Origin of the sequence: Halomonas sp. 707B3, assembly GCF_024158645.1 — a bacterium.
Lineage (GTDB): Bacteria > Pseudomonadota > Gammaproteobacteria > Pseudomonadales > Halomonadaceae > Vreelandella > Vreelandella lionensis.
Genome location: NZ_JAMZBE010000252.1, coordinates 1 through 2566 on the forward strand (window position 1 = coordinate 1; position 2566 = coordinate 2566).

At 61.7% G+C, this 2566-nt stretch carries 4 protein-coding genes; 3 read left to right on the plus strand and 1 reads right to left on the minus strand.

Translation table 11 applies throughout. From position 1 onward, the window contains the following. The 3 genes from BIS10_RS18270 to BIS10_RS18280 all read left to right on the plus strand — a co-directional run. Positions 1 to 249: nuclear transport factor 2 family protein (locus BIS10_RS18270; protein WP_253507552.1), on the plus strand; the 249-nt coding region annotated here is incomplete at its 5' end. Next, the gene (locus tag BIS10_RS18275) at positions 246 to 1019 is read left to right on the plus strand and encodes an SDR family oxidoreductase (RefSeq protein ID WP_253507554.1); all 774 of its coding nucleotides are present in this window, start codon (positions 246 to 248) and stop codon (positions 1017 to 1019) included. The genes BIS10_RS18270 and BIS10_RS18275, both read left to right, overlap by 4 nt. 91 nt (positions 1020 to 1110) lie before the next feature. After that, positions 1111 to 2079, plus strand: coding sequence for a putative zinc-binding metallopeptidase (locus tag BIS10_RS18280; protein ID WP_253507556.1), 969 nt, complete (start codon positions 1111 to 1113; stop codon positions 2077 to 2079). A gap of 25 nt (positions 2080 to 2104) precedes the next feature. Here BIS10_RS18280 and BIS10_RS18285 read toward each other — a convergent pair. Next, on the minus strand, positions 2105 to 2566 hold a 462-nt coding region (locus BIS10_RS18285; protein WP_253507559.1), incomplete at its 5' end, for a dihydrodipicolinate synthase family protein.

Genomic DNA, 2566 nt, shown 5'->3' on the forward strand with positions numbered 1-2566 from the left:
TTTACCGCCGATGCCCGCGTGGTGGATGAAGGGCAAACCCACCAGGGCATTGCCGCCATTCGTGCCTGGTTACGCGGCACCCGCCGCCAGTTTGAGTACCACGTGGAGCCCACTGACGTCTCTCGTGATGGCGACAAGATGGTGATTACCACCACCGTGACCGGCGATTTTCCCGGTAGCCCGGTGCAGCTGTTTCACCATATCGAACTGGCCGATGAACGCATTCAAAGCTTGGAGATTACCCCATGAACCTGCAGCTTAGCGGCCGTCGCGTATTGATCACGGGTGGGGGTAAAGGCGCGGGCGCGGCGGTGGTGGCGCTGTTTCGTGAAGAGGGCGCGCAGGTGTTAACCACCGCCCGCAACCGCCCCGAGGCTCTGCCTGAAGAGCTGTTCGTCGCCGCCGATCTCACCACGGCCGAAGGCTGCGCGACAGTGGCGGAAGCCGTGAAGGCGCGCATGGGCGGTGTGGATATCATCGTGCATGTGGTGGGCGGTTCATCCGCCCCGGCTGGCGGCTTTGCGGCCCTGGGTGAAGACGAGTGGCAGCAGGAGCTGAACCTGAACCTGTTCCCCGCCGTGCGGCTAGACCGCGCCCTGCTGCCGGGCATGCTAGCCCAGGGTGAAGGGGTAATCGTTCACGTGACTTCTATTCAGCGGGAGCTGCCTTTGCCGGAATCCACCACCGCCTACGCGGCGGCCAAAGCGGCGCTCTCGACCTATAGCAAGAGTTTATCGAAGGAGGTGTCGCCACAAGGCGTGCGGGTGGTGCGCGTCTCACCGGGTTGGATAGAGACGGAAGCCGCCGTTGCCTTGGCGGAGCGTCTGGCCGAGCAGGCAGGCACCGATTACGAGGGCGGCAAGCAGATCATCATGGGCGCGCTGGGCGGCATCCCGCTGGGCAGGCCCTCTACCCCGGCGGAAGTGGCGAACCTGATTGCGTTCGTGGCCTCGCCGCTGGCAGGCTCAATCACGGGCACGGAGTTTGTGATTGATGGCGGCACGGTTCCGGTAGCGTAGCGCTTAATTGGCCGGGTATCTCAATCGCTATTGGCGTAGGCAGGCCTCGGCTCCTAGACTGAAGCTTCGTTTCTCTTGAGATACCCGACCTATGCGTGTTTTTTCTAATCCGGTCGGTGCCGGTTCACTCTGGTTTGATAACCTGGTCACGGCGGATGGTGTGCCGGTGGCTTACGACCCCCAGGCACGGGCGTTTATTCCCATGCCGCCCTTCTGTGCCAATCGTGAAGTGATTGGCTGTAACTGGATTGCCCCCAAGCATGGCGAGTTCTGCCGCGCCTGCGCGATGACCGCCCTAGCCCCGGACCCTGCCATTTCCGATGCGATACCCAACTGGGCGCAAACCGAGGCAGCCAAGCGCTGGGTAATTGATAACCTAGGCCGCTGGCACTGGTTTCGCCCGGAAGACCCCGGCGCGCCGCCGGTGTTTCATATGCTGGCGGAAGGCGGTACGCCTGTCCCCATGGGGCACGTGGGTGGCGTGGTGACGATTAGCGTGGCGGAAGCTGATGCCGTGCTACGCACCACTCGTAAAGAGGCGTTGGATGAACCTTACCGCACCATGATTGGCCATATGCGCCATGAAATTGCTCATATGCTGTGGTGGCGCCTTAGCTTGCGGAAGGATTTTCTGGATGACTTCCGCGAGATGTTTGGCGATGAGCGGGAGGATTACCCGGCAGCGCTGCAGCGCCACTATGAAAACGGCCCGCCTGCGGATTGGCAAACGCGGTTTCTGTCGACCTACGCCTCTTCTCACCCCCATGAGGATTGGGCGGAAACCACTTCGCACCTGCTGCACTTAACCGATATCACCGATAGCTTTGTGTCGTCGGGCATGACCTCGCCCGTGCTACCGGATGACCATAATTGGGATGCCTACGCTGAACCGGATTCAGAGCGGCTGATTCATATTGCGGCATCCTTAGTGGCAGGCGTAAACCATGTAAACCGTTCGATGGGGCTGTCGGATCTCTACCCGTTTGTGCTTTCCGAAGTGGCGCTGCGCAAGCTGGAGTTTGTTCACAACTGGCTGCGGCGCGGTGCGCAAGGGCTTTAGCCACGTGCGCTTTGCTTGATGCGATTTAGTGAAGGTCCAGTGCCTCGATCACCGCTGCCACCCGTTGACGAGCTTCCCCTTGCAGGGTGTTCAGGGGTTGAGGCAAGCAAGGTGCGCTAGCGCGACCAGTGAGTTCGGCAATGGTCGCCGCTACCCGAAGGCTGCCGCCATAGTCGTGATACAACGCCCATAGCGGTGCTAAGGCGTCTGAGCGGGCTTGAGCCTGTTCAGCGTCGCCCGCTTGGGCGGCGCGTGTTAGCGCCAGCGCTAGTTCTGGGTAGAGCCCGCCCATCACCGAATACCACGCCTCGCAGCCTGCCAACAGGCCCGTCGCGGCGGCGGGGTCGCCGCTGATGCCGATGGTCACATCATTAGGAATCAGCGCCCGCAGCCGCGCCACGCGAGCTTTGGCGTCTTCTAGGTTGTAGGGCACTGGCGGAATTTTAATTGAGCGCACCTGGGGCAACTCGGCAATGCGCCCGTGCAG

Bases quoted from the DNA above. Each gene is read 5' to 3' on its own strand.
- BIS10_RS18275 (WP_253507554.1), top strand. From the start codon at position 246: ATGAACCTGCAGCTTAGCGGCCGTCGCGTATTGATCACGGGTGGGGGT.
- BIS10_RS18280 (WP_253507556.1), top strand. From the start codon at position 1,111: ATGCGTGTTTTTTCTAATCCGGTCGGTGCCGGTTCACTCTGGTTTGAT.